Here is a 23,896-nt window from a genome sequence, read left to right on the forward strand (position 1 = left end):
CTATCCGCGGGCGGATAAGGCTCGTTTCCTTTGTGTTAGGATCACAGGAATTACCACCTGGTTCAACCAATCGTCATAACTGTACGATCCGTTAGGAGTTAATCCTGCTCAATCAACCCGTATTTGCCGTCATTCCGTTTGTAGACGACGTTAACTTCCTTGGTGTCGATGTTCGAGAAGACGAAGAAGTTGTGTCCTACCATATTCATTTGCAAAATCGCTTCCTCGACGTCCATCGGCTTCAATGTGAAGCGTTTCGTACGGACCACTTCCAGCTCATCGTCGCTTTCATCCAGCGCCATAGAGCCTGCGGTCGCGCCCTCTACAAAAAGGCTGTCCTTGGCGCCTTTCTGGCGCAGCTTACGGTTGATTTTGGTTTTGTGCTTGCGGATTTGACGTTCAAGCTTGTCCACAACGGCATCCATGGATGCGTACATATCGTCGCTGCGGTCCTCCGCGCGAAGCACAACGCCGATCAGAGGAATCGTAACCTCGACCGCGTGCAAACCTCGTACCACACTTAATGTGACAGTACCGTCTGAGGTGGGGGGTGCATCAAAGTACTTGTCAAGCCGGCTGAGCTTCTTGTCTACGTAGTCACGCAAGGCCTCAGTCACTTCAATCTGCTGTCCTCGAATACTAAAATTCATAGGGCACTCCTCCTTTGCTTTGCACCTTCATTATACCATGGCGTAAAAGCAAAGTAAAAAGTGTTAAGCGGTCGTAAAGCACCCCCGCTACGATAAAAAATGCTTGTAGTCCAGCAATTGTCCCGCGCTGTCAGGCACGGCGGCGCCTCCCGGCTCCCCGCCAGCGATTCAACAAAATCGTGAACGAGGCGCCGCACGCCGCCCCGATCGTATCCAGCACCACATCCTGCACCATCGCCGTCCGCCCCGGAGTAAAGCTCTGGTGCAGCTCATCCGTACAGGCGTAGAGAAATGCGATCAGAACCGCGTAGAAATAGCGCCGCCCGCCGTTGGCCCATGTGTTCCCGCTCAGGGCGTACACGAGTAAAGCCGCCAGCAGAGCATAACTGCCAAAGTGTGCGGCTTTACGGATAAAGAACTCGATGAAGCTCGCCCCGCCCACGCTCTCCACGCTGATCTCATGCCCGCCGTAGCTAAACCGGATCCCGCCGAACCAGTCGGCGATCGATTGGTCAGAGGTGTTCTTTTCGATATCGGGCACTAGGGACTGCTCCTGATAGGACTGCGAAGAGAACGCGAACAGAATCGCCATCATCGCGATCGCCGGCAGCCAGCGCAGCCAGGGTCGTAGGTTGTGCATGGGGGTCACCTCGTTTGTTTGTTAGTCTTCTAGAATTATAACCCATTCCTCTTCATAAAGAAGAAAATAACCCCCCGGAAGCAATCCAGGGGGCTCTCCATCAACCATGTTGTTGATTGTAATTATTTGTACAAGAGAGTCTCCTTTACCAAAACAAGGTTTTCCCCTCTGGCAAATGTCGCGAAGTCATATTGACTTACGGCTTTGAAGAATGCTTTACTACAACCTCTCTTCATAACATCATGTAACTCGATGATCAGCACGTTTACTTTATCGAGCCATTCTTCATACCCTAGAGAGAAAACTTCTCTCTCCGCTCCTTCGATATCCAGCTTTAATATGTCGATCTCATCAAAATCCGAATTCTTCAGCAACGAGCCTATCGTAACGGCCTGAATAGTCTCTGGGCCGGCTGTTTCCACTTCTTCCACCATTGCCCCCCATTTATCTAGACCCACATCCATTACTTTCAAATAGGTATCCGTGTGCCATAAGCCCGACTGTACGGTTTTTATTTGTTTATACGGAGCCACATTGTAAGACAGAACTTCAAAGTTCGACTTCTCCGGTTCAATCGCAATGACTTGCGCTGCGGGATACATATTTGCGAAAAAAACGCTACCATAGCCCACGTTTGCCCCGCCATCAATAATGAGTTTCGGCGTAATTGGCAACCCAAAGGCATAATCCTTTCTTTCGAAGATTTGTCTAAATACGGCTGGATCGGAAGTGTTCATTCTAACATATAACGGAAATTGAATACCTGGCGCTTGAGTTACCTCAACTTCATACTCGGCAAAAAATGAAGGTTGAGTTAATTGTCTGATTTTACCGATAAGCTCCACTGCCTCCGGCGTAGGAGGATTTATTTTCTGTAAATAATCCATAGCAAGTTGATTTTCTCCCACTTGATTCAAAACGTAACCCAAATTAAACAAAGCATCCGTATATGAAGGGTTTATGTCTAACGATTTTTGTAATAACGGAATCACATAATCAAACTGATTTTGTTGCCAAAAGGTAATTCCTAAGTTATTCAGTATTTCTTCAGTCATAAAACCACCCGCCATCAAGCTAATGGTTTCGGAAAATGCCTCTGCCGATATCTCTATTGCTAAGGCAACTCGAACACAATCATTTAACAAGTCATAATTATTGGGATTGTTGATCATTTCACTAATCAGCAATTTCAATTCATTGTTCTCATTATCATCAAAGCGATTCATGTGTTTATCCCTCTCGCCTGCAGAATACTATGTATATCGGTCGAAAATGAATAATTGTTACCGGATTTTATATAAAAATAAAACCCCGGGTTCCCCCGGGGTGTTTGCTAGCGAATCTTCAATTGTTAACCATCGTACCGTTCATATGTAGGTCGGCTGTGCCGGATGATTACAGTTTGATTACGTTAGCGGCTTGTGGACCACGAGCGCCTTCAACGATTTCGAACTCGACGGATTGGCCTTCTTCCAGCGTTTTGAAGCCTTCAGTTTGGATCGCGGAGAAGTGTACGAATACGTCGCCGCCTTCTTCAGTTTCGATGAAACCGTAGCCTTTTTCTGCGTTGAACCATTTTACTTTACCTTGCATGCACTAACATTCCCTTCGTTATCAAATAAGAGTGTGATCCTTGTAACCAAGCCTCACATGTCTGACTATACCACCCGAACTTATCCAGTGTCAATTACCAAGGAAAAGGTTTTACTGTAAAAATATTGTAAATTCTTGTCGAATGAAACTGGCGGGGAGTTAGTAAGCAAGAGGCAGATTAGGATCCCATTAATAATTAACCAAGGAAGGAACAAATGAAACTCTATCATATAAAAATTTAATTTTTTATTAATAGAGACATATGGCCAAGTGTATCATAATTCTCTTTTTTAAGTAATTCAAAAGTATTATTTGCGAAGGTTCCGGAATGCTGATGAATTTTCACATATGATTGTATTACCTTAATTGTCATCTCATCTGTTAATCCTTTATATTTTGACGAAACTCCAATTAATAGCATTTTTATTAACACAAAATTAATAACAAGCAACATATAAGAATCGAATATCTTCATGCCTTTATCACAAGGGAATAATTGTGAATATACATAATTAACGGCATAATTTTCAAATATATATTCCCGTTCTTTTGCATATGGAGCAAAAAAATTATTATAGGCACTAATAAAATTAGTTAAAATATCCTCATTAGGTTGATTCAGGCCAATACCCTCTAAATAATCAGATAATACGTCACTAAATCTTTGATGAGACCCCGATAACTTTAAATTACCCACCAATATAGTACTTAAAGTCCCTAGCTGAAACTCTGGATTCGTCGGGAATGCTTCGTAATCCCTCAATTCTTCATTAGTAATAAGCGATTCCTTAAACTTACTAATGAATTCTGGAATGCTCTCTCCACTACCTGCATTAATCATTTGCTGTAATTCATCGCAAAAAAGCCCTAGGATAATGAGGCGATGTGTAAAGGAAATACTTCGATCCTGCAAGATCTCAATTGATGTTATCCGTATATCCCAAAAAAACTTATACAGTGGGTGAGTTTGGCCAACCCCAGTAGATAGATTTGATTTGGTCATCAAGTTTCTATTGTTTATAGCATCCATTTGATAGAACTGTATACCGTCCGGATTCAATAAAGCCTGTCTGGCGGCTTCAGGGCAAGAAAGAACCGCCGAACACTCTTGCTCACCATCAACTAGATGTACTATTTTGGGATAAGTTGCGCACACTGACGGTAGATATGATTCTCCAAGTTGTGCATGAATGGTACATAATTTTTGATCGTTTAACATAAAACAATGCCCACTTTTTTGATCCATGTTCATATAAGCATAGGAAGAATTAGACTTCTTTTTATCCTCCTCTAACCTCATGCTAGACTTCAATTTATTTCGAAGGGATGTCCAGGAAATATTTACCAACTTTTTATGCTCATCTTTTTTTACAGTAACTCCCCAGCCGATACAACAGCTATCCTCACATGTAGGACCGATACATTGAAAGTTTTGCATATACTCTGGAATTAAGGCAACTTTTGCAGTCATATTTTCTCCTTATATGGTTGATAATTTTATGAAAATAAGTTTATCATTAGGCATTACAATGCCGACCGTGTACTCTTTCAATTGAATCAATCACTTGTTCAACATCCTGATCAGTCATTTTAGGAAACATAGGGAGGGTTATAGAAGTTTGGTAATAAGTCTCTGCATTCGGACATAACCCGCCCCGATATCCCAAGTTTTGATAATATGGCTGGAGGTAAACCGGAATGTAATGAACATGAACGCCTATATTCATGGAGCGAAGTTCATTGAATATTGTTTTTCTATCTACTTCGAAATGTTGAAGATCCCACCTTAGAACATATAAATGCCATGACGATTCCGCTAAAGGAAGCTGCTTCGGTATTACTAACCCTTCTAATTTAGAAAAGGCTTCGTTATATCGGGCTGCAATATCTCTCCTTCGGGACACAAAAGAGTCCAGTTTGTCCATCTGGCTTATGCCCAAGGCCGCCTGCATATCTGTCATCCGATAATTGTACCCAAGCTCTTGCATTTCGTAATACCATGGACCGTCATTCTTTAATAGTTCTTCCGGATTTCTCGTCATACCGTGGTTCCGGAACAGCAACAGTTTTCGATAATAATCTTCGTTATCCGTCACTATCATGCCACCTTCGCCCGTCGTAACATGCTTTACCGGATGAAAGCTGAACATCGTCATGTCGGCCCGTGAACCGATCTTTCTCCCGGCATAACTAGCCCCGAGCGAATGGGCTGCATCTTGGATAAGCACCAGGCCGCGATCCCGGGCCAACATAGAAATACGGTCAATTTCCACCGGCTGTCCCGTAAAATCAACCGCTATAATCGCTTTTGTTTTATTCGTAATTTTCAATTCAATTTGGGCGGGGTCGATATTGTACGTTTCCATGTCAATATCCGCAAATACAGGGGTCCCCCCTTGATAGAGAACGCAATTGCTACTAGCCAGAAAAGTAATGGGAGTCGTGATTACTTGATCCCCTTCCCCAATACCTGCCGCAAAGCAAGCCGCATGAAGCGCAGCCGTTCCGTTAGCAAATGCCAAGGCGTATTTGGCCCCCACATAAGAGGCGACCTTGGTTTCAAATGCCTCTATAGCCGGGCCTTGGGTAATAAAATCTCCTCGCAATACCTTGACTACAGCTTCGATATCTTGTTCATCAAGCCATTGCTGTCCGTAGGGAAGCATGGATGTACGTATAGTTTGTTCAGGATTCTTCTCCATATCTAGAGTTCTCCCCTCTTTCGGAACAATCAATTCAAACCGCCATTTCGAATCCACTCGGCTGTTCTCGAAATTCCCTCTTCTAAACTGACTTCAGGTTCCCATTGCAAAAGCGATTTTGCTTTAGCGGAATTACACAGTAACTTCTGGATCTCGCTTTGCGGGTGGATATGTTCCACATGTTTTATTCTTGCTTCATCACCAGTAATCAGAACAGCCAGGTCATTGATGGAAATATCTTGGCCAAGCCCGGCATTTACTATTTCGCCGTTTATCTCATCGGAGAAACCTGCAGCTACAACAAATCGGGCACAGTCTTCCACATAAAGAAGATCCCTGGTTTGCGTGCCTTCACCGTAAATGTTCAGTTCTTTTCCGCTCAGGTGGTTATTGATAAATATCGCCACGACGCCGCCTTCTCCTCCGGTCTTCTGAAAAGGGCCGTACGTATTAAAGGGGCGAATCACCGCGGTCGGCAATCCATAGGCATGGTAATAAGAAAGCACCATGTTTTCGGCTGCAATCTTTGCTCCCGCATACGGAGAAGCCGGCTTTGTCGGATGAATCTCGGAGATCCCCGTTTCATCCAAGCAACGGTCATACACCATGCAGGTGCTCATGAAAACCACCTTTGTATTGTGTTCCCGGCACTGCTCGAGGATGTAAAAGGTTCCTATCGTATCATTATAGAACGTGGTTCTAGGATCATCGATCGAATCTTGTACGTTGATGGAGGCTCCGAGGTGGTAGCAAAGTTCGAATTTATGATCATAGAACAAAGTCTTAAGCAGGGTCTCATCCAATATCGACCCTTTAATGAAGGACATGAAGCCCGGGTGATCTCGGAATTCCTTCAAGTTATCTTCCCGACCATTCGACAAGTCATCCAAAATCCACAATTGATGGCCGTCATTAAGCAATCTTTTGGCGACCCATCGACCAATAAAGCCAGCCCCGCCTGTAAGTAGAATGTTCATCCTTGCATTTCCTCCAAATAGAGTTGGTTGTATCTCTTCACAGCAAATCCCAGGTCACAGGAGTACCTTTCGGGGTGTCCTTGCCGATTCTTTTCCCCAACAGATCATCCAAATATTTAGTAGGAAGCCCCAATCCAGGGCGGATAGACTTCACATTTTCTTTTGTAAATACTTCGCCGGCTCTCATGTCTTTAGAAATGTATAATGATCGGCGGTGCTTGAGCGATTCCTTCTCTCTTTCTGTAGCCCCATAGGTAATAGCCCCCATGGCTTGCCACGCCCGTTCCGACTCGTTTACTAGTGCTGCAAGCTCTGATGGTTCCATGGAAAAGGCAGAATCGACTCCCCCGTCGGCCCGGCTCAATGTAAAGTGTTTTTCGATGACTGTCGCTCCAAGCGCAATGCTGGCCACGGATACGCCAATGCCTATCGTATGATCGGATATTCCGACCTGACAATTGAACAAATGCTCCATATGAGGAAGCGTCAACAGGTTGGTGTTGGCTGGCGTCGCCGGATAGGTACTTGTGCATTTTAACAGTACAATATGCTCCGCTCCCGCTTCCCGAGCGGCTCTGACCGTCTCGTCAAGTTCGGCAATCGAAGCCATGCCGGTTGAAATAATCAATGGTTTTCCGGTGGACGCTACTTTACGTATCAGTTGAATATCTGTATTTTCAAACGAGGCTATTTTATAGGCCGGTACATCCAACGATTCCAGGAAATCTACGGCCGTTTCATCAAACGGGGTACTAAAGGCGAGCAGTCCAAGCTCCGCGCACTTTCTAAAAATCGATTCATGCCATTCCCAAGGAGTATATGCTTCTTGGTAAAGCTTGTACAGGGAGGTTCCTTTCCATAGACTATTTGGATCTTCAATAAAAAAATCCCCTTCATCAATATCCAATGTCATTGTATCGGCCGTATACGTCTGCAGCTTGACGGCATCCGCTCCCGCCTTGGCAGCAGCTTCAACAATTGCTAACGCACGTTCAAGCGAATGATTATGATTTCCGGACATCTCCGCGATAACAAAAGGTTTATGCTTTTTCCCGATCAAACGGCCGCCGATAGCGAATTCCATCATGTTACTCTCCTTCTTCTTGTTCAAAGTCCATAAAGTGTGTCGCGACTATTGCATTTTGGGGTAGCAAGCAGGGAATACCGTCAAGAATCGGATACGCCAACATGCTTTCAGGCGAATAAAAAGCTGCTTTTATCCGTTGAATCGATGCTTTGGTGATGGGACAGCATATAGGACTTTTCTCGTCCGTTTTTGGATCCGATTCCTCACTTGCTTCTTTTCTAATAATGATCAGGCCTGTTGGGTTCAGCGGGTTTAAGGATACTTCAAACTGCCGGTGTTCAATGATTTCGTAACCCAGTTGTAAGGCTGTTTCATATAAATTTGTAATATATCCATGAGCAAGCATGCGTTGTTTTGAAGGTTCGTCCGCAAACTCATAGGCAGGCTCCACCAAAACCAGATATTTTCGGGCAACTCTATATAGCTCGGTCAATCCTTCCCGTTCTCTTCCCCCATTCGGTTCAATCGAATGTACAGTGTATACTACATCAACGGAGTTGTCCCGGAGCGGACTGCAAAACAGATCCCCAGTAAACAGGCTTGCATTTGAAATACCAAATTCTCTAAGGAATTGTTGAGCATATTTGATTCGGGACCAGGACAAGTCAAATCCATAAATATTTTGCGGTCTGAAGTTCAGACGAGAAACGGTGTTGCCTAACGTTACCGCCTCTCCCACACCTGCCTCAAGGAGGGAATCAAAGCTTCCCAGATCATTCAAAACGTCAGCAAGCTTAGCGGAAAACGAGTCCCGCAATTCCTTGTTATCCCTATAATGCTGAATATAGCTGCCCGCCTGAAAATCGTAGCTGATCATAATTTGGGAGGTTGAGTTTGCTTGGCTCGAACTGTTTTTTTTAAAGTACTCAATGATATTCCCATGATTAGAATATAACCGTTTTATTTCATTCAGTATTTTCAAGTCTTGTTCCATTTTACTCTCCTGTATTGGTTAGTTCAGAAGTGCAATTATAAATTCCCTAGTAAAACCTCTGCTACCCGCCCAATAATTGATTTACTATCACTGTTCATTAATTCTAGTGAACAAGTACTAATTTCTTTAAGTTCTTCAGGCGAATTCATCGCTCTATTTATCATATCGGCATAATGGGCCGAATTTATTTCATTATGATTCCCTAAATTCCACACTGCACCTAAACGCTCTGCTAAAGAAACCGAATTTTCCTGGTTCTCGGCCACAATGGTAACGGATGAAGGTAAACCTAAGTAACAGCGTTCCCACATAGCAACTCCTCCAGCACCTAAGGCAAAGTCAGCCGTTGCAATGTAGTTGGCCATATCCTCAACCTGGACATGAAAGTTCGTATGGCTGAGAAGATCGCATTTTTTTTGAATAATTGCTTTATGCTCATATGAATTTCCAACAATAACATCCGTTTCCAAATTATCTGAATTCAGTTTCATTAAAGCATCAACCGCTTTTTCAGTCTCATTTGTAGGATCGCTGCCGCCAAAAAAAACAAGCAGACGATGCAGGGTTCCCGTCCTTTGTCTCAATCGGTGCCGCTCCAACCGAAACGCCGGTCTTAATAAAAGATAAGACGGTCCTAATAATAATCCGCAATGCTCGGGAACCAGATTTTTATATCTCAAAGCAGCATTTTCAGCGAGGTTTTGGTCAAGCAGGATATCTGCCTGGTGTTTACGGTTAGCCAAGTCATCAATAACAAGTAGTTTTTGTGTATATGAACGCACTTGGGATTCCCATATTTCATCCAGGCTGTAGTGATCAACAATGATCCACATCGGCATACTTCCCAGTTTTTTGACAATGTTCACTGTAAATAGAGCATCGCTTTCAACTTCAGCTTCAGAAAGATCAACTTGCGAGTCTCTGAGATAAACTCGATAACCCCTCTGTTTGATATAATCCGACATATCCCCCCGAAGAGTCCTGCAAATGAATACCGCATCGATTTGATAATGTTTTAGATCATCTGCCAAAGCCAGGCAACGCATAATATGGCCTGTACCGATTTTGTTTGAGGCATCCGCACGAATAAGGACATAGTTATCCATTCACATCACCGGTTTTTGTATGATATGAGCATTGATTTGGGCAATCTCAGGATGATCCAGTAAATAAGTGATTAATTCATCGGATTTCATATCCTTGCGTCCTTTCCAACTCTCGGCCAGCAGACTACATAATCGGTAATCCTCTTCCGTATCTATCGTCATTCTCAAATCAGGATGCAAAATGGAATCCGGAACATCAATCACGGTTTGTTCGAATTGATCAGGATACTCGTAAGCATAATATGTAACATGCTCACGATGGCGCTCTTCAGTTGAAGCCTGGTAAATCCGCTCTAGCGCCGAAAATGAAATTAGTTCAACCGACAGGCCGCGCGTAAGTTCGCTTTGCTGCCGATTAATTACAATATCCGAGGGATGATTTCTCATGGCTTCAACAGTCAGATTAGCGAAATGATAGTCCACAAACGGACAGTCGGCGGTTACTCGAATGATATATTCGGGTTGATATAACTTGGCACATTCATAGTAACGAGAGAGTACGTTGTCCTCTTCCCCCCGAAAACAGTTAATGTCATGGGAGGAACACCAGGAAGCAATGGGATCATCCTCACGACGAGTTGAAGTAGCGACGATCACTTGCGCGATCGGATGAATTAATTTACATCGTTCAACAACATAATCCAGCACGCAACTGTCGCCAAGCGGCATCAATACTTTTCCCGGCAAACGGGTGGAACCCATTCTTGCCTGAATGATGACTATGATGTTCAATGTACTCTCCCCTTTCAAAATGCTATCCATATACTCTTATCCAGCGAACCAACTGATCAAGGACAAGCATACCGTCCCAAGGAATGTCATAAGTGTGCGCATTCCCCACAGAAACAAACCTGGATACTCCACTATACTTCGAGGCATGGACCAACGCCTCCAAAGAGTCAGCATCCAAACGATGCGAAATCGTCTGAATCGATGAAGGTAAATACTTCACCAGTTCATTCCAATGATCACAAGGGTAAACATGTATGATACGCATTCCCTGCCCGCTTAACGGCTGAAGCCGTTCATGCGAATGAATCGTCCATTCGGTGCCCCCGGATGACTTTATTTTCTCTCCGTTCATCAAAGCAGCTGCTCTATATTCAAGCAATTTTACGGATTCTCCCGCTTCTAAAGGCTCATAATACGGAAGGTGCGTAATTTTGTTGAAAGCATTCTCCAGCTGCGATGCTATTTCCCTTATCTCATTTGCTCTGCCCTTTACTATAACGGCATGCGGCGATGAACACGCCAGTTGCTGAAACAACACGGTGTCTCTAGCTAAACTGATCCAATCCTGTTCTGACATCAGTAGCGGATCAATGACAGAGCAACTATATTTAGGTCCAAAAATGAGCGTGTTTGATTCATCCTTCCCTTTCAAACCCGCTACGGACCGCACTGCTTCTTGCCCTCCCCAAGCAATTCGGACATCGCAATGCGCGCCCATAGCGGCATTCGGTTCATCCCATTCTCCCGGAAAGGAAAATACAGAGACGGCTTCCGCCATTACGCGTCCTGCTTCCCCCGTGCCCGCAAGTGAATGCAGAAACGGAGAAATCCAGTCCTCCTGCTTCGAACTTAACTTCACGATAGAAACATTTTTCGTTAATAGCGCTTGTAGAACCGAAATCAAACTTAATAGCGGAACATTACCCGCAACCCAATGACCAACAATGCCCTTCGGAACAGCAATCCCTTTAAATCCCCCTGCTTCCGAAGTCCGATCCAATACAAATTCGCTACGAAGGCCCCTAGATAACAGCTTTTTTATGGATTCGGGATGAAGAAACGCCAATAGATAAGCTAAACCGGCATTCTTATATTTATGGTACATAGGATGCGAGGGCATAGCCCATGCTTGATATACGCCGTATAACGCTTGAATCATTTCATCCATAGACAGATTCCGGATAGGCCTCGCTTGTTCTGCAATATCAGTTAGTTTCGCGGTGAACTGTTCGAGTGAAAGCTCTTGCACGACACTACTAGTACAACTGTGATAGCGGATTACCATCCCAGTACCACTCCTTCCAACGTTTCCAGGGGCCATATATCAGGCCATTCCAATGACGTGTCGCTGGATGCCTTGTTCTGAAGAACATACAACGGTTCTATATCAGGGGAACTATTACCTGGTTGTTTACGAAGATAGGAGAAGGAATATCGCTCTCCTATTACCGGCCATTTCGATAGATTATATCTTATAAGATAAGGAGCTCCTTCATACCGCATCTCTTCAGACACGATTAGATTTCCTTCCGGATCCATTCCGTATTTCCTTGGCCCTTTCGTCAAACGCCAATCATCATAACCGGAAAGTGAATCTTGAAATCGTGACGCTGCCTTAGTGACGAGTTGCGCTCCGCACGAAATCTCCCATCTGTAAGTCGGCGCCGTAGACCAACCCAACAATCTCTTTACGGGTCCCATTCTTTTATTGGGAACTCCAATGACTATATCAATTCCAGCCCCTCGAGTCTCTTGCAATGCATGATTTAGCATCTTAGCAATATTAGGAACCTGAGAGGTCTCCTTTGCAAAAATGCCGTCCACTGCAAAGCCTGTTCGAAACCCCGGAAACATTGGCATTTCGATAATGCTATAATGAGCTGCCAGCGTACCGTCTTGTTCTCCAACCCAAGAGAACACGTTAGGAGCCTTCTTTTTCCACAAAAATAGTTCTTTATCAAACGGCAATTCTCTATCCGCAAACAATCTTTCGATTCCTATCAAATCTCCGGATGCGTAAGAACGAATCTTCATTTCCCTTGTTCCTCCGCATAAACATCACCACAGCCACGAACCTCCGCTTTAGGCGCGCGTCCCGCAAATTGAAATGCCTTTCCTTTTCGGCCGCAAGGGCAATCATCCACACCCACGATCTTCCCCATATCATCCGTGATGACGGAATGATTCGGGCTAGCTAAAGGCAACAGGTTCATCAGTTGAATCAGACCAACCTCGCCGGTCGGCAAGGCTTGTAAGGTATGCGGGTCACGAATAATGACATCCGCATAATAAGGAACATGTTTGTTCCCATAAGGACAATCCGGATAAATGACGCCTGTCTGTTCAACCAAACCGTAAAAATCAATAACTTGTTCGGGAGATATATTCCATACAGAAGATACGGCATCATTAAAAGAGCCCTTATCCACTGCAATATTTTGAAGTGTTTTCCATCCCCCGCTATGAATTAGGAAAGTTTGATTCCCAAATCCCTCAAAGGAATGTCCTTGACGTTGCAGCATTTCATGAGCCTGATACAAAATATAAGTAAATCCGTAAGCGATGAAATCCCCAGATTCTTTTGCAGCCTCTACAGCTTCAATTAATCGTTCCTCATTAAGAACTAGTTGTCCATCACAGAGATCCATAACGAAGTAAAATCGGCTGGCATACCCCATAAGGGACATAATTGCCGCTCCGCGAGCGGACATGCTGTTCTTCCCTCTAGCTGTTTCCATAGCATCAAAAATGATATACGGCCGCCGTTCCGTTCCAAGAAAACTGTCGAAAATGGACTGGACCGATTTCTTTTGACGGTAAGAAGTCGCTTCATCCTGAAAGATCCGGGAAGGTACTCCTGAAGAAGTACTGCTCGACTGAACTGTTTTTAGCTTTGGATGTTGCTCCGGGTCGACACTTAGTAAATCGAATTTTTTGAAGATCGAAGTCGGCAAGTAAGGCAATTGGTCCAACCGCTGAATATGGTTATTATCCGCTCCGCTACTAAGCAAAAAACGGTCATATTCCATACATCTCTCCCGATGCCATTCGGTAAGTTGCCGCATTCCATTCAAAAGCCATACTTCCTTTCCTTCTTGTCCCATAGAATAGGCATCATGATGATTTGTAAAAGGGCTCGGCGCCTGTTTACTCATAAAACCACTCCTCTAACCAAATCGAAAGCTCCGACTTTGTCCAAAAGACGGGGTTGGTTCTGAAGCAAGGATCCTTCATAATCCGCGAAAGAACCTGCCCCATCTCATCCTCTGAGAAACGATTAGGTATAAACGCACCCACGCTTTGATCGACTGCGCTTCCAGTCCAATCCATTAGCTGTTCAACGGACGCAAACCCGGCTGTTGCGGCCAACTTGGTTATTTTGGCTTCTGCCTTCTCCGCGTTTTTGGCCAATACATTCGCTAGAACGCGGGCACAAGCCTCCCCATGCCATTGATTGGAATGCTCCGATTGATGGGCCAAGGCATGAGCCAAACCAACCGAAGCCTTACTCTGTGCTTTACCTGCACGAAGACTATTCCATTGAGCTGCAGAAGCGGGAAATTGCTCCTTGATTGAGCTTTTCCGCATCGAGTGATCGATCATTTCCTTTGAACTGCGAAAAACCTCCAATGAATGCGCTAAAGTATCGGCACTAGAAATCGGAGACAACGAACTCTCCAGCGCATGTACGAAAGTGTCCCATAGGCCGTTCCAAAGCACACGGGGAGGAGCATGATAAATGAGGTTAGGATCCAGCAATACAAGATCAGGCCTCAAATTATCGGAGTGAATCGGGGTTTTACGGCCATTTACGGTTATCACTGCTGTCTCGCTGGTTTCGCTTCCTGATCCTGCCGTGGAGGGAATAGCAATAAGTGTCACAGAGCGAGTACGCTGATATTGAAGCAAACCAACCTTATTCCCCCAAAGTGAAGGGTCTTCCACTTTTTCGTATCTTGCCGCCAGTTTTGCCAGGTCTATCGCTTTACCGCCACCCAAGGCTACAATAGTAGACGGTGCAGACTTCGATATCAACTCATGTAACTCATTTAATCTCACAAGGTCTGCTTCTTTAGCCGTAACGATCTGGTCAGAAGAAATGTCACTTTCCTTAAAGTACTCCATCAGCGATGGAGAAACACACCATACGGCATCAGAGTATCTATTTATTGCATCCTTCAGAATCCCAGTGCCCTCTATAATGGTTGGCCACACTAATTCGTTCATGCTCCACCTCCGTTCTCCCAACGTCTTCTAGCCTCCAGCCGTTTTGGCTTACCGCTATCCGTTTTCGGAAGTTCACTCCATATTTGAAAGTCCCGTGGAATTTGATGCAGTTCAAGATGTTGTTTGCACCATCTCTTGATATCTGAATACAAGGCGCGCGGTTGATCTGGAACCTTCTCCACGATAATTGCCGCGACCACTTTCTCAAATGTAACGGGGTCCGATACGCCAAAAACAATGCACTCTTTTACTTGAGGATGTCTGTTTATAACACGCTCTACTTCAATAGCATTAATTTTCAGCCCATCCATATTGATTTGTTCTTTAATACGACCTGTGATGTAGAGAAATCCATCTTCATCTAAGTTTCCGATATCTCCAGTAGCAAACCAACCGTCTTTAGTAAAACTATTCGGATCACCCAAATAACCGCTCATCACATTTTTACCTTTGATTTGAACTTCATTAGAATGCGAAGCAAGCCTGATTTCCACGCCAACCGGCGGTTTACCTACACTCTCCAGCTTATCCGGACATTCTCGATAAGCAATATAGGTTGTGCGGCTGGCTTCCGTAAGACCATAATACATATAAATCCGCGTCTCAGGGAGTAAATTCAGCAACTCTTGGACGAGATCACTTGAGATCGGATTCGTATTAATAATGATAAATTGCAGTTTACGAGCTGCATGTTGAAATTGTTGTTTATGATAAGTAAGCAATAAATGAATCATCGCCGGGGTCGCTGGTATACTAGTGATGCTGTATTCCTCAATCGTTTTTATTAATTTCTGCGGTTCGCGAAGCGAATCCAGAAGATATAAGCTCGAACCAAGCAGGATAGCGCAATGAACATGCCCCAAGCCGAAAGAGTGCGTCAAACGGAGTACCGTAGCCTCGCAATTGTCCGACTTCATCTCCGCCCACCCGACAATCATTCTAGCCGTATACGAAACCGTTGAATGATTTAATATAACCCCTTTTGGGCTCCCCGTAGTACCACTCGTGTACATAATAAGAGCAACAGCGTCCCCTGGAACTTTCTCACGATTTAACGGTGATTGATCCTGATACTTGTCGCATGTAGGGAAAACTTCACTCGCTACACCATGAATGCTGATTACTGAAGCTCTTTTCCGGCTATAGACAATTAACTTAGGGCTTGCATCCTTACTGATCGACTCCAAGCTTTGTTCCCGGACGTCAAAATCTACGGGCAGTACAGCTGCTCCCAGATACCAGCAAGCAAAATAGGCAATCAAGTATTCGACCTCATTTGGAAAACAAAGGATCACCCGATCGCCAGCGTGCATATCATATTTACTTTTCAAATAGGAGGCGTAGCAGCGTACCTCATGAACAAAATCGGCGTACTTCCATTCCCGCTCATCGGTGAAGATAAATGGGCGTTCTGGCGAATCTGAGGCACGCCGTTCCAGTTCATCTATAATTAACATTACAGTTCAACACCTTTAGAACGAAGATACTCTTTAATATCACCGATCGTATGGATCTCGGAAACCTCTTCAATTGTCATGTGGTGCCCAAACTCTTGCTGCAGCGCAACCGCCATCGAGACGGTAGCCAAGCTATCCCAGCCTTCAATTTGCTCCGGTCCGTTCTCATCAAGATACAGTTCTTCTTCCATCATGAAAATGTCGGTTAGTAATAATTTGAGTTTGTCGTTTGCGTTTGTCATCAGAAGACCTCCTAAAATTAGTTTTCCAAAGTCATACCTTATAGCTTCGAATTAATTGCTATTATTTCAACTTGTAAATAACAGTTTTCATTATCTATTCAAACTCTGCTATACAATTGCCGTATCTATTCTTTAAATTTATCCAATCAGAATCCAGCATCTCTAACAAATATACATCATGAAACTTATTATATTTATATACATGTTCTTTCAACACTCCAACCTGTCTACATCCCTGAATCAATTGCATCTGCTTAACCTTTTCATTCCCCTCCATTATTTCACCCATAATTTTTTTGAATCTTAATTCCTCAAAGACAAATCTGAAAATATAAGGCACGATTAACCCACCATAAATTCTTGCGCTCTCTTCACCTATATAGAAGCCCCAATAACACCTACGGTCCTTCCAGTTTATGCTATTCAAAGATACTAAACCAATCAATCGACTATCCATCTCAATAAGCCAATATCTTTCATTAGCATCATTCTTTATTGTTTTATACCACTCCAACTGTCTATAGTAATTATACTCAATATCTGAAAACATATATTTTGTTATCTCAGGTTGTGTCCTCCACTTAAGAATTAATTCTAGATGCTTCTCCTGCATCCTAATAAACTTCAACATAATAGAAAACCCCTATTTCAATTTTCGTACCTCAACAATACAGGCCTCAATTCTCTCCAGGTAATTTTGAAATCACCTAATAATAGCTCACTCTCAGCAAACTTATCCAATAATCTTAGATTATGTGCACAATCCATATACCCTTCTACAAGGTTTAAAGCACATCGAAAATACTCCATCGCTTCTGAATGATGTCCTTTTAAGCACAGGCAGACTCCCAGGTTATTATAACTAGCTGCATCAGCCGAATTTAATCGAATAGCTTCTTTAAAACACTCTAGAGCCTCATCAATTAGATGGTGATGAATATAATAGAGTCCTTTCAGAAAGAAAGCCGGTGAGTAAGTTCTGTTTTGTTCTGTGAATTTTAAAATTTTCTTAAGACCTTCATCCCAATAATCAAATCTATATAACATATTTACATAATCCATAACGTTTCTTTCGGATGGAAGTTTTCTATTATTAATCGCCTTTTCAATGTAACCTAATGAATACTTTGAAATAACTTCTTTTTCACTTTTTAATATTACTTCAATATTTTTTGACACATTTTTGCTATGGCGCCGTATTCGAACCAATGGCTCATCGATATATACAAAGCCGCCAAATGCCGCTAATTTTATCCACAAGTCCCAATCCTCGCAGTATCTCATTTTTTCATTAAAGCCGCCACATTCCAAAAACGCCTCTCGTTTGACCATAGTTCCAGACAAATAAACATAGTTTCTAACCAACTCATAACCTAATATTTCGCTGGGATCAACTTGCTTAAATCTTGTTACAAGTTCAGACACTATACCTTTATCATTCATTTGTCTATATGCACTATGAATCAACACATATTTCTCCGAGCGAGAACATGTGTAGTCTACATACTGTTGAATCATGGTTCGAACCAAATCGGGCTCAGCTATATCATCTGCATCAAAAAACATAATCCAATCAGATGTAATCATTTCAGTTCCTTTATTTCTGGAATATGAAACCCCTCTATTTTGTTTGTTTTCGATCAAAAAAATATCAGACCTTTTACTCTGCTTTACATAGTCTTTAATTAATTGAAGGGTAGAATCCGTGCTATGATCATCTACAACGATAATTTCTTTAAAACCGTGTGTTTGATTTGATAAACTTTCTAATGTATCAATAATGAATTCCTCTGCATTATAGACAGGTACCACTACCGCGACGGAATAATTCATCCCAATCCTCCTCACTCAGATGTACCTACCTTTAATTTACAATCATCCGACAATAACTATTTATAACAGCATCCTCGTCAGAAAGAAAATGTATTAATTTGAGAGCACTTATTTCACCGGAATTGAGGTAGTGAATATTTTTAGAAATCAAATTATAGTAAGGCTGCATCTTTTTTGCCTTTTGAAGTAAATCTGTAGCTTCATTATTTTTTCTATCATAAACCTCCTTTAATATTCCAAAATTATGAACTGTTTGAAAATGCTCGGGAGCTATTTCGTAAGCAAATTTAAAATATTTATATGCCTTTTCTACCTTCCCTAGTGAAAAAGAGATATTCCCTAAGTAAAAATACGACTCTAAATTCCCTCCAAGGCCAATAACCCTATCAAAGTATTGCTCCGCCAACTCCAAATCCTTATGAAAATAGTATGAGTTGATTCCGAAAGTAGTATAAATTTCAATTAAAGAATGGCCCAACGTTTGCCACTTATCAAACAAGTAAGAATATGAATATGGGCTTTGTGCTTTTACCAGATCACTAAGTAAGCGCGTGGATTGACTAGAGGTATTGCCTTTATGAATTCTATATTTAGTGAGAGACTTATCAATATAAGAAAAATGAAACCCTTGGTCGGCTAATTGCAATGAAAAATAGTAATCACAACATATTATATCTAGATTTGTTTTTAGAGCAGGAACATTCCGAATGGACATACCCGACCCAGTAAAAAAACCTCTACGAAATAGTTGCATGAACAGGTTTTTATTATTTAAATACCTAGGGAGGCAAAGAGATAAATCGAATGACTTTCCTTTACCATCAATTAAATCCATTTTAGAATAAACAATACCTAAATCTTCATCCCTAATAAACTCTTCTACAGTTAAAGCTAGTCTATCGGGCATTGATACATCATCTGCATCTAATAATGCGAGTACATCCCCCGATGCAATTCTAATAGCATCCTGATATGCGGCCGCAATCCCTTTATTTTCTTGTTTATAAATCACTTTTATGTTTGAATTGTGTTCATATTTCCTTAATATTTCTGATGAACGATCACTGCTTCCATCATCTATAAAAATAAACTCACTGTCCAAATATGTTTGGTTCAATAAACTTAGTATACATTCATCCAAAAAGGACTCATTATTGTAAACTGGTGTTATTGTGCTTATTTTCATTGAGTTATCCCCTTAACAACTTAAAACATTTTATCAAAATAGTTTTTCTGGATAATTATTATTTTTTTAATATAAGTCCACTTCAAATTTAGTTATACTATTAAAATAACTATAAAGAAGACTTTTACATGGAGGAAGGGCTTGAAATGATTATTCTACAAGAAAATTGCTACATTTGTGGCAACCATTCTAACTTTAGCATTCCAGAGGGTGCAACCCTCCTAAGAGAAGCTACTTGCAGTAAATGTGGTGCATCTATTAGAAATTCTGATACAGCGAAAATTATTGTTAATAAAATTACTGGCAAGTCATGTTCTTTATCCGAATCACTGGGCACACTCAATAGTGTTAATATACTAGAGGCACAATCTTTAGGACCTATAAACAGAGTTCTATGTGAATTACCGGGATATAGCTGTTTCGAATATATAGACAGTGTAGCACCTGGATATTCAAACGAATATGGAGTAATGAGTAACGATTTGGAAAACTTAACATATAAAAGCAATAGCTTCGATCTTGTTATTTCACAGGATGTTTTAGAACACGTAAACAATCCAACAAAAGCGTTCTCTGAAATCAATCGCGTTTTGATGATGGGTGGTTATCACATTTTTACTGTCCCTATCCATGAACAAAAGCCAACAATATCAAGAAGTAATTTGCCTAAAGTCTTTCATGGGGATCCATTAAGGCAAGATGGTGCCCTTGTTTGTACTGATTGGGGAAACGACATCTGCAAGTTTATTGACCAATATGGAATGGAAACAGAGAAATTCATGGTTCATAACTTTTATTCACCAAGCGAAATAACTAATGTTGATGAATCATATGAAGAATACTTGAAAACTGAGGCAATTTATTATTATCGTTACAATTCTATAGTTTTTGCGTCAAAAAAAGTAAGATCATTATAGATTAGTTCCATTAAACCAAATAAGGGGAGCCTCGGCCCGCTTCCCCTTTTCAATTATTATCTCCTATAAATTGATGAGAGTTCCCTAATATAACTTGCTTCCTCCATAAACTTGTTGTTTTCTATATACGCATAATCTTTTTTATAAGAAGAACTTGGCATTGTGAATACAGATAAGCAATCAATCAGTTTGTCTCCACCCCAATTAATAACTTCTTGTGAAATGCACACAAGACCATGTCTCTCACAAATCGTTTTAAATAGATCTGAGGTTACAACTTCATCCCTATAATGATTAGATGTGGAGTCACCTCTTTCAGGAAAGGAGCCTAAATTAGAGTGATGAAAAAATCCAACCCCTTCTGTCGTGAACTTATTCTTTAACTGTTCCAAATACGCCTCTAATACCTCAGCATTGGCATGGACTAGTGAATCGAATGAAAAAACAAAATCTACAGAGTCATCCTTAATATTAGCTAGGCTCTTTCCATCATTCGCATAAAAATTAACATCAGATCCAGAATTTGAAAACCTATTTTTACAATGGGTTACACACTCTTCATTTAAATCTATCCCTGTATATTCATCAGAGAAATTAATTAAGTATTGAGTCCACCTTCCGAAACCAGGAGCAATTTCTAAAATATTCTTTGAAGGAATATACATTCTTATCCGAGGTAATATCGACGCGAAAAACTGTGCATCGGATCCCCCCCAAGCAGCACTCCAACTTTCTCCTTGAGACGTCCAATCATAACCTTTCCACCATTCAAGATTTTGTCTTATGTCTGCCATTAATATACTCCTCACATTAAAGGTTATTGGTCTAAGTCTCTTTTTTTCGACTGACAAAAACATGCAAAAATTCAGCATCCAGACCAAGGTATTTATCCTTCACAAGGTAAATCAATGTCTGCATATTAGAATGTTCAAATATAAAATCTGTAAAATCTCTCCCCCAATCAAAAGTTACTAGAGAGCCTTTTGCATCGACAGGATTACCGTGATATTGGGGTTCTTCTAAATAAATAATTTCCCCATTCATTTTCTTCGCTCTTCTTCTCGTTTTCTCCAAATCAGAATACCAAGGCATAGTGAAAACGTGAGCCCCTCCAGGTCTCAATATTCTTGAGATTTCATTAAATGCTTTGTCCGGTTCCATTACGTGCTCAAATACATCTTGAGTGATGACAAGATCAAAAGACACATCACCAAACGACATTCTTTCCAAATTCTCATTTCGTATCCCTTTAACATAACTGCCAGAAGGTAAGTCTTCAGAAAATAAATGCGAAGATACGTATTGGTCATTTTTAGTTTTCAGAAACTTTGAAGCTGGTCCGCATGGAGACGACTCATAAATATCCATGGTTTTCCACTCTGGATAAAACTCGTTCAAGGTATTTATAAGGGCTCTTTGCCTAGGTATGGATTTACAAGAAGTACATAAATAATGATCTCTTAACCAAGGATTTTCTTCAATAAATTCGGTATCTTTTTCGCAAATAACACAATACCCATAATTCCGAGGCTTCATATTCTCCATAAGTAGACTTCTCCTAATTAGAAAATATCAATCAATTTCTCGCCGATTAGAACTAGTTGTTCTCCCGTCTTATACCTTTTATAATCACGTTGAACTGTATATACTTTAAATTTATGACTTTCTAACAGTTGCTTTGTTTCTTTTTTTAATTCTATCTGGTCAACTAACTGGTCCAACAATAATAGCAATTTCCCCTTATTACGCATGTGCCTGTATATCTCTTCAACAAACTTATGATGAATCGGTGACTTAACTGAATGTATGATAAAATGGCTCCTCATCGAAAAATCTAAATAATTCGAAATATTCTCCTCTGTAATGTACTGCATTTGGAAATTCAGTTCGAGGATAGTTTTTAACCTAGGACTAACAGGATACAAACATGTTATCTTTTGATTTTTTCTTGGAACCCATTCGGCAAGCGGTTTGCTACTTATACCTATCTCTTCCGCCAATAACTCGACAATCATCCGTTCATTGGAGGTTGAATTACAGTTCGCACAAGTATACGATACTTTATTATCTCCTTCGGGTATAAATTGATCATATCCGCAAACATTGCAAACTTGACGAAGCCCTTGTTCCAATACAACATTAGCGCTGCCTCCAATATAATCATAATTTATTATCATATTGGGTAATGCTAAGGAATAGTCCTCATTAAATGTAAAACCGAAATCATTTAAAATGGGAGCAATCTGTTCGTAATAACTAGATGTAATTAAAATAAAAGGATTTTCGCCAAGTTGCCTTCTATTTATTAATTCATTAGGAGATATGACGGGTAATGACTCAACTAATTTCGTGTGATTCTTTGCCTGACTATCAACAAATCCCTTTATTTTTATGCTACTCCCACTTAACATCTGTAAAATTTTTATCCCATAGCTTCCAGCACCCCATAAATATACAGGACGTTGAATATTAAAATAAATTAAAGGAGGTTCATCATCCCATAGCAAGTCTGATTCTATGAGTTTTAGTTTGTCGTTTTCTATTAGCTGAGTTTCATCAAACTCATTTTGTAGTACTTGCCTTGTCACTTCTAAAAACACATGTCCGTTTTCTAAATCAGGTTCTAAATGACATCCCTCTCCCCATTCATTCCAAGCGTTTATAAAGACAATCTGCTCAGAAGGTTTGTACTTAGAGACCCGGTTAATACAGTGTTTTAGCCAATTACCATAGACATTAGGATCTTCATTCTGAATAACTGTTGCATTGTTTTTGCGACGGGCAGTGTTATCCCAGCTTGGGAATACACAGGGAAAAACAAGTTCGTTTTCGTTTATTTCTTTTTCTAGTTCCCTTTGAACTATTTTTTTGTAATCATAAACATTTAATCCTGGTACACTTGAATTTGCTACCCCCTTAGGTAAATCACTAAAGTTAGGTGTAAATTCATATACCGAATCAAAGCCAAGATTAAAATACTCCTTCCGTGTCATATGTTGCGAGTTATCGGCACAACATAAATGTATATCTTCCAAACCGAACTCTCTAATTTCCCGCCTCCATGTACAAATAAGATCTTTGAGGTTTGGAATCTCACTGGCTTTATAAATTAAGAAAAGTGGTTTCCCGTCGATCTTTAAATATCGATCATCCAGAAAGGCTTGGGCCAGCCATTTTATATGCTCTTTAGGATCATAACTCTGATAATCTTGTTCCATTAACACATTTAATTCTCTGCCATCCCAACGCCTAGTCCAATTTTCATTGGCCCAACAAAGGCAGAATGGGAGATCTGGTTCCCCACTCGATAATACCTCATTAAATGGACGTTCTAGAAGCATTCTACCATTAAACCAATAATGGTAATAACAAAAAGCATCTATTCCATATGTCTTAGCAAGTTCCGCTTGAGCAGTTCTCGTTTCAGGTAATCTCAGGTCGTAAAACCCCAAATCCGCTGGAATGTGGGGTTGATAATGTCCACTATATAATGGTCTTGCTTTAGAGACATTAGTCCACTCTGTAAATCCTTTACCCCACCACTCATTATTCTGTTGAATTGGATGATACTGCGGAAGATAAAATGCAATGGTCTTCATCGAAACGGCCCCAA

24 protein-coding genes are annotated in these 23,896 nt (G+C 41.3%); 1 reads left to right on the top strand and 23 read right to left on the bottom strand.

Going from position 1 to position 23,896, the window contains the following annotated elements:
- Positions 1-98: 98 nt before the first annotated feature.
- The 20 genes from hpf to M0651_RS17835 form a co-directional block, all read right to left on the bottom strand.
- Positions 99-650 (bottom strand): ribosome hibernation-promoting factor, HPF/YfiA family, encoded by a 552-nt coding sequence (gene hpf / locus M0651_RS17740; protein WP_248553066.1) that lies wholly within the window; start codon positions 648-650, stop codon positions 99-101.
- Between the two features lie 130 nt (positions 651-780).
- Positions 781-1,290, bottom strand: a complete 510-nt coding sequence (locus tag M0651_RS17745; RefSeq protein WP_248553067.1) for a VanZ family protein — start codon at positions 1,288-1,290, stop codon at positions 781-783.
- A 122-nt stretch (positions 1,291-1,412) separates the two neighbouring features.
- Complete coding sequence (locus tag M0651_RS17750) at positions 1,413-2,516, bottom strand: FkbM family methyltransferase (RefSeq protein WP_248553068.1); 1,104 nt, start codon at positions 2,514-2,516, stop codon at positions 1,413-1,415.
- Positions 2,517-2,685: 169 nt separating this feature from the next.
- Positions 2,686-2,883, bottom strand: coding sequence for a cold-shock protein (locus tag M0651_RS17755; protein ID WP_114497214.1), 198 nt, complete (start codon positions 2,881-2,883; stop codon positions 2,686-2,688).
- 238 nt (positions 2,884-3,121) lie between these two features.
- On the bottom strand, positions 3,122-4,354 hold the full coding sequence (gene fliB, locus M0651_RS17760; RefSeq protein WP_248553069.1) for a flagellin lysine-N-methylase: 1,233 nt from the start codon (positions 4,352-4,354) through the stop codon (positions 3,122-3,124).
- A 46-nt stretch (positions 4,355-4,400) separates the two neighbouring features.
- The gene (gene pseC / locus M0651_RS17765; RefSeq protein WP_248553070.1) at positions 4,401-5,585 is read right to left on the bottom strand and encodes a UDP-4-amino-4,6-dideoxy-N-acetyl-beta-L-altrosamine transaminase; all 1,185 of its coding nucleotides are present in this window, start codon (positions 5,583-5,585) and stop codon (positions 4,401-4,403) included.
- 29 nt (positions 5,586-5,614) lie between these two features.
- Positions 5,615-6,562 carry a dTDP-glucose 4,6-dehydratase gene (locus tag M0651_RS17770; protein WP_248553071.1) on the bottom strand — a complete coding sequence of 316 codons (948 nt, stop codon included), beginning with the start codon at positions 6,560-6,562 and terminating at the stop codon, positions 5,615-5,617.
- A 37-nt stretch (positions 6,563-6,599) separates the two neighbouring features.
- Positions 6,600-7,649: a pseudaminic acid synthase gene (pseI, locus tag M0651_RS17775; RefSeq protein WP_248553072.1), complete on the bottom strand. Its 1,050-nt coding sequence runs from the start codon at positions 7,647-7,649 to the stop codon at positions 6,600-6,602.
- A gap of 1 nt (position 7,650) precedes the next feature.
- A complete protein-coding gene (locus M0651_RS17780; RefSeq protein WP_248553073.1) occupies positions 7,651-8,583 on the bottom strand; it encodes a methyltransferase domain-containing protein in 933 nt (310 codons plus the stop codon).
- A 35-nt stretch (positions 8,584-8,618) separates the two neighbouring features.
- Positions 8,619-9,689, bottom strand: a complete 1,071-nt coding sequence (gene pseG, locus M0651_RS17785) for a UDP-2,4-diacetamido-2,4,6-trideoxy-beta-L-altropyranose hydrolase (protein ID WP_248553074.1) — start codon at positions 9,687-9,689, stop codon at positions 8,619-8,621.
- Entirely contained in the window at positions 9,690-10,421 is a 732-nt protein-coding gene (locus M0651_RS17790) for a cytidylyltransferase domain-containing protein (RefSeq protein WP_248553075.1), read from the bottom strand.
- 22 nt (positions 10,422-10,443) lie between these two features.
- The gene (locus M0651_RS17795) at positions 10,444-11,706 is read right to left on the bottom strand and encodes an acyl-CoA reductase (RefSeq protein WP_248553076.1); all 1,263 of its coding nucleotides are present in this window, start codon (positions 11,704-11,706) and stop codon (positions 10,444-10,446) included.
- Positions 11,700-12,455, bottom strand: coding sequence for a GNAT family N-acetyltransferase (locus tag M0651_RS17800; protein ID WP_248553077.1), 756 nt, complete (start codon positions 12,453-12,455; stop codon positions 11,700-11,702). The genes M0651_RS17795 and M0651_RS17800 overlap by 7 nt, the downstream gene beginning before the upstream one ends.
- Entirely contained in the window at positions 12,452-13,576 is a 1,125-nt protein-coding gene (locus tag M0651_RS17805) for a LuxE/PaaK family acyltransferase (RefSeq protein ID WP_248553078.1), read from the bottom strand. The genes M0651_RS17800 and M0651_RS17805 overlap by 4 nt, the downstream gene beginning before the upstream one ends.
- Positions 13,569-14,648 (bottom strand): iron-containing alcohol dehydrogenase, encoded by a 1,080-nt coding sequence (locus tag M0651_RS17810; protein WP_248553079.1) that lies wholly within the window; start codon positions 14,646-14,648, stop codon positions 13,569-13,571. The genes M0651_RS17805 and M0651_RS17810 overlap by 8 nt, the downstream gene beginning before the upstream one ends.
- Positions 14,645-16,105, bottom strand: coding sequence for a class I adenylate-forming enzyme family protein (locus M0651_RS17815; protein ID WP_248553080.1), 1,461 nt, complete (start codon positions 16,103-16,105; stop codon positions 14,645-14,647). The genes M0651_RS17810 and M0651_RS17815 overlap by 4 nt, the downstream gene beginning before the upstream one ends.
- Positions 16,105-16,347, bottom strand: a complete 243-nt coding sequence (locus tag M0651_RS17820) for an acyl carrier protein (protein ID WP_248553081.1) — start codon at positions 16,345-16,347, stop codon at positions 16,105-16,107. The genes M0651_RS17815 and M0651_RS17820 overlap by 1 nt, the downstream gene beginning before the upstream one ends.
- 94 nt (positions 16,348-16,441) lie before the next feature.
- A complete protein-coding gene (pseH, locus tag M0651_RS17825) occupies positions 16,442-16,978 on the bottom strand; it encodes a UDP-4-amino-4,6-dideoxy-N-acetyl-beta-L-altrosamine N-acetyltransferase (protein ID WP_248553082.1) in 537 nt (178 codons plus the stop codon).
- 17 nt (positions 16,979-16,995) lie between these two features.
- Positions 16,996-18,180 (bottom strand): glycosyltransferase, encoded by a 1,185-nt coding sequence (locus M0651_RS17830; RefSeq protein WP_248553083.1) that lies wholly within the window; start codon positions 18,178-18,180, stop codon positions 16,996-16,998.
- Between the two features lie 31 nt (positions 18,181-18,211).
- Positions 18,212-19,366 carry a glycosyltransferase gene (locus tag M0651_RS17835; protein ID WP_248553084.1) on the bottom strand — a complete coding sequence of 385 codons (1,155 nt, stop codon included), beginning with the start codon at positions 19,364-19,366 and terminating at the stop codon, positions 18,212-18,214.
- Between the two features lie 128 nt (positions 19,367-19,494).
- Here M0651_RS17835 and M0651_RS17840 point away from each other — a divergent pair, with 128 nt between their 5' ends.
- Complete coding sequence (locus M0651_RS17840) at positions 19,495-20,283, top strand: class I SAM-dependent methyltransferase (protein WP_248553085.1); 789 nt, start codon at positions 19,495-19,497, stop codon at positions 20,281-20,283.
- Positions 20,284-20,339: 56 nt separating this feature from the next.
- Here the strand turns inward: M0651_RS17840 and M0651_RS17845 are convergent, their stop codons facing one another.
- The 3 genes from M0651_RS17845 to M0651_RS17855 are packed head-to-tail and all read right to left on the bottom strand — an operon-like array spanning position 20,340 to position 23,882.
- The gene (locus M0651_RS17845) at positions 20,340-21,077 is read right to left on the bottom strand and encodes a class I SAM-dependent methyltransferase (RefSeq protein ID WP_248553086.1); all 738 of its coding nucleotides are present in this window, start codon (positions 21,075-21,077) and stop codon (positions 20,340-20,342) included.
- Positions 21,078-21,108: 31 nt separating this feature from the next.
- Complete coding sequence (locus M0651_RS17850; RefSeq protein ID WP_248553087.1) at positions 21,109-21,828, bottom strand: class I SAM-dependent methyltransferase; 720 nt, start codon at positions 21,826-21,828, stop codon at positions 21,109-21,111.
- A gap of 17 nt (positions 21,829-21,845) precedes the next feature.
- On the bottom strand, positions 21,846-23,882 hold the full coding sequence (locus M0651_RS17855) for a glycoside hydrolase family 99-like domain-containing protein (RefSeq protein WP_248553088.1): 2,037 nt from the start codon (positions 23,880-23,882) through the stop codon (positions 21,846-21,848).
- Positions 23,883-23,896 lie beyond the last annotated feature (14 nt).

The organism is Paenibacillus mellifer (genome assembly GCF_023195895.1).
Classification (GTDB): Bacteria; Bacillota; Bacilli; order Paenibacillales; family Paenibacillaceae; genus Fontibacillus; species Fontibacillus mellifer.

Excerpts from the sequence above, each read along its gene's own strand:
- M0651_RS17795 (WP_248553076.1), bottom strand. The coding sequence starts at position 11,706 with ATGGTAATCCGCTATCACAGTTGTACTAGTAGTGTCGTGCAAGAGCTT.
- M0651_RS17820 (WP_248553081.1), bottom strand. The coding sequence starts at position 16,347 with ATGACAAACGCAAACGACAAACTCAAATTATTACTAACCGACATTTTC.
- M0651_RS17770 (WP_248553071.1), bottom strand. The coding sequence starts at position 6,562 with ATGAACATTCTACTTACAGGCGGGGCTGGCTTTATTGGTCGATGGGTC.
- M0651_RS17780 (WP_248553073.1), bottom strand. The coding sequence starts at position 8,583 with ATGGAACAAGACTTGAAAATACTGAATGAAATAAAACGGTTATATTCT.
- M0651_RS17850 (WP_248553087.1), bottom strand. The coding sequence starts at position 21,828 with ATGGAGAATATGAAGCCTCGGAATTATGGGTATTGTGTTATTTGCGAA.
- M0651_RS17815 (WP_248553080.1), bottom strand. The coding sequence starts at position 16,105 with ATGTTAATTATAGATGAACTGGAACGGCGTGCCTCAGATTCGCCAGAA.
- M0651_RS17855 (WP_248553088.1), bottom strand. The coding sequence starts at position 23,882 with ATGAAGACCATTGCATTTTATCTTCCGCAGTATCATCCAATTCAACAG.
- M0651_RS17830 (WP_248553083.1), bottom strand. The coding sequence starts at position 18,180 with ATGAATTATTCCGTCGCGGTAGTGGTACCTGTCTATAATGCAGAGGAA.
- M0651_RS17805 (WP_248553078.1), bottom strand. The coding sequence starts at position 13,576 with ATGAGTAAACAGGCGCCGAGCCCTTTTACAAATCATCATGATGCCTAT.
- hpf (WP_248553066.1), bottom strand. The coding sequence starts at position 650 with ATGAATTTTAGTATTCGAGGACAGCAGATTGAAGTGACTGAGGCCTTG.
- M0651_RS17845 (WP_248553086.1), bottom strand. The coding sequence starts at position 21,077 with ATGGCAGACATAAGACAAAATCTTGAATGGTGGAAAGGTTATGATTGG.
- pseG (WP_248553074.1), bottom strand. The coding sequence starts at position 9,689 with ATGGATAACTATGTCCTTATTCGTGCGGATGCCTCAAACAAAATCGGT.
- M0651_RS17810 (WP_248553079.1), bottom strand. The coding sequence starts at position 14,648 with ATGAACGAATTAGTGTGGCCAACCATTATAGAGGGCACTGGGATTCTG.
- M0651_RS17800 (WP_248553077.1), bottom strand. The coding sequence starts at position 12,455 with ATGAAGATTCGTTCTTACGCATCCGGAGATTTGATAGGAATCGAAAGA.
- M0651_RS17755 (WP_114497214.1), bottom strand. The coding sequence starts at position 2,883 with ATGCAAGGTAAAGTAAAATGGTTCAACGCAGAAAAAGGCTACGGTTTC.
- M0651_RS17745 (WP_248553067.1), bottom strand. The coding sequence starts at position 1,290 with ATGCACAACCTACGACCCTGGCTGCGCTGGCTGCCGGCGATCGCGATG.
- pseI (WP_248553072.1), bottom strand. The coding sequence starts at position 7,649 with ATGATGGAATTCGCTATCGGCGGCCGTTTGATCGGGAAAAAGCATAAA.
- M0651_RS17750 (WP_248553068.1), bottom strand. The coding sequence starts at position 2,516 with ATGAATCGCTTTGATGATAATGAGAACAATGAATTGAAATTGCTGATT.
- pseC (WP_248553070.1), bottom strand. The coding sequence starts at position 5,585 with ATGGAGAAGAATCCTGAACAAACTATACGTACATCCATGCTTCCCTAC.
- fliB (WP_248553069.1), bottom strand. The coding sequence starts at position 4,354 with ATGACTGCAAAAGTTGCCTTAATTCCAGAGTATATGCAAAACTTTCAA.
- M0651_RS17840 (WP_248553085.1), top strand. The coding sequence starts at position 19,495 with ATGGAGGAAGGGCTTGAAATGATTATTCTACAAGAAAATTGCTACATT.
- M0651_RS17835 (WP_248553084.1), bottom strand. The coding sequence starts at position 19,366 with ATGAAAATAAGCACAATAACACCAGTTTACAATAATGAGTCCTTTTTG.
- pseH (WP_248553082.1), bottom strand. The coding sequence starts at position 16,978 with ATGTTGAAGTTTATTAGGATGCAGGAGAAGCATCTAGAATTAATTCTT.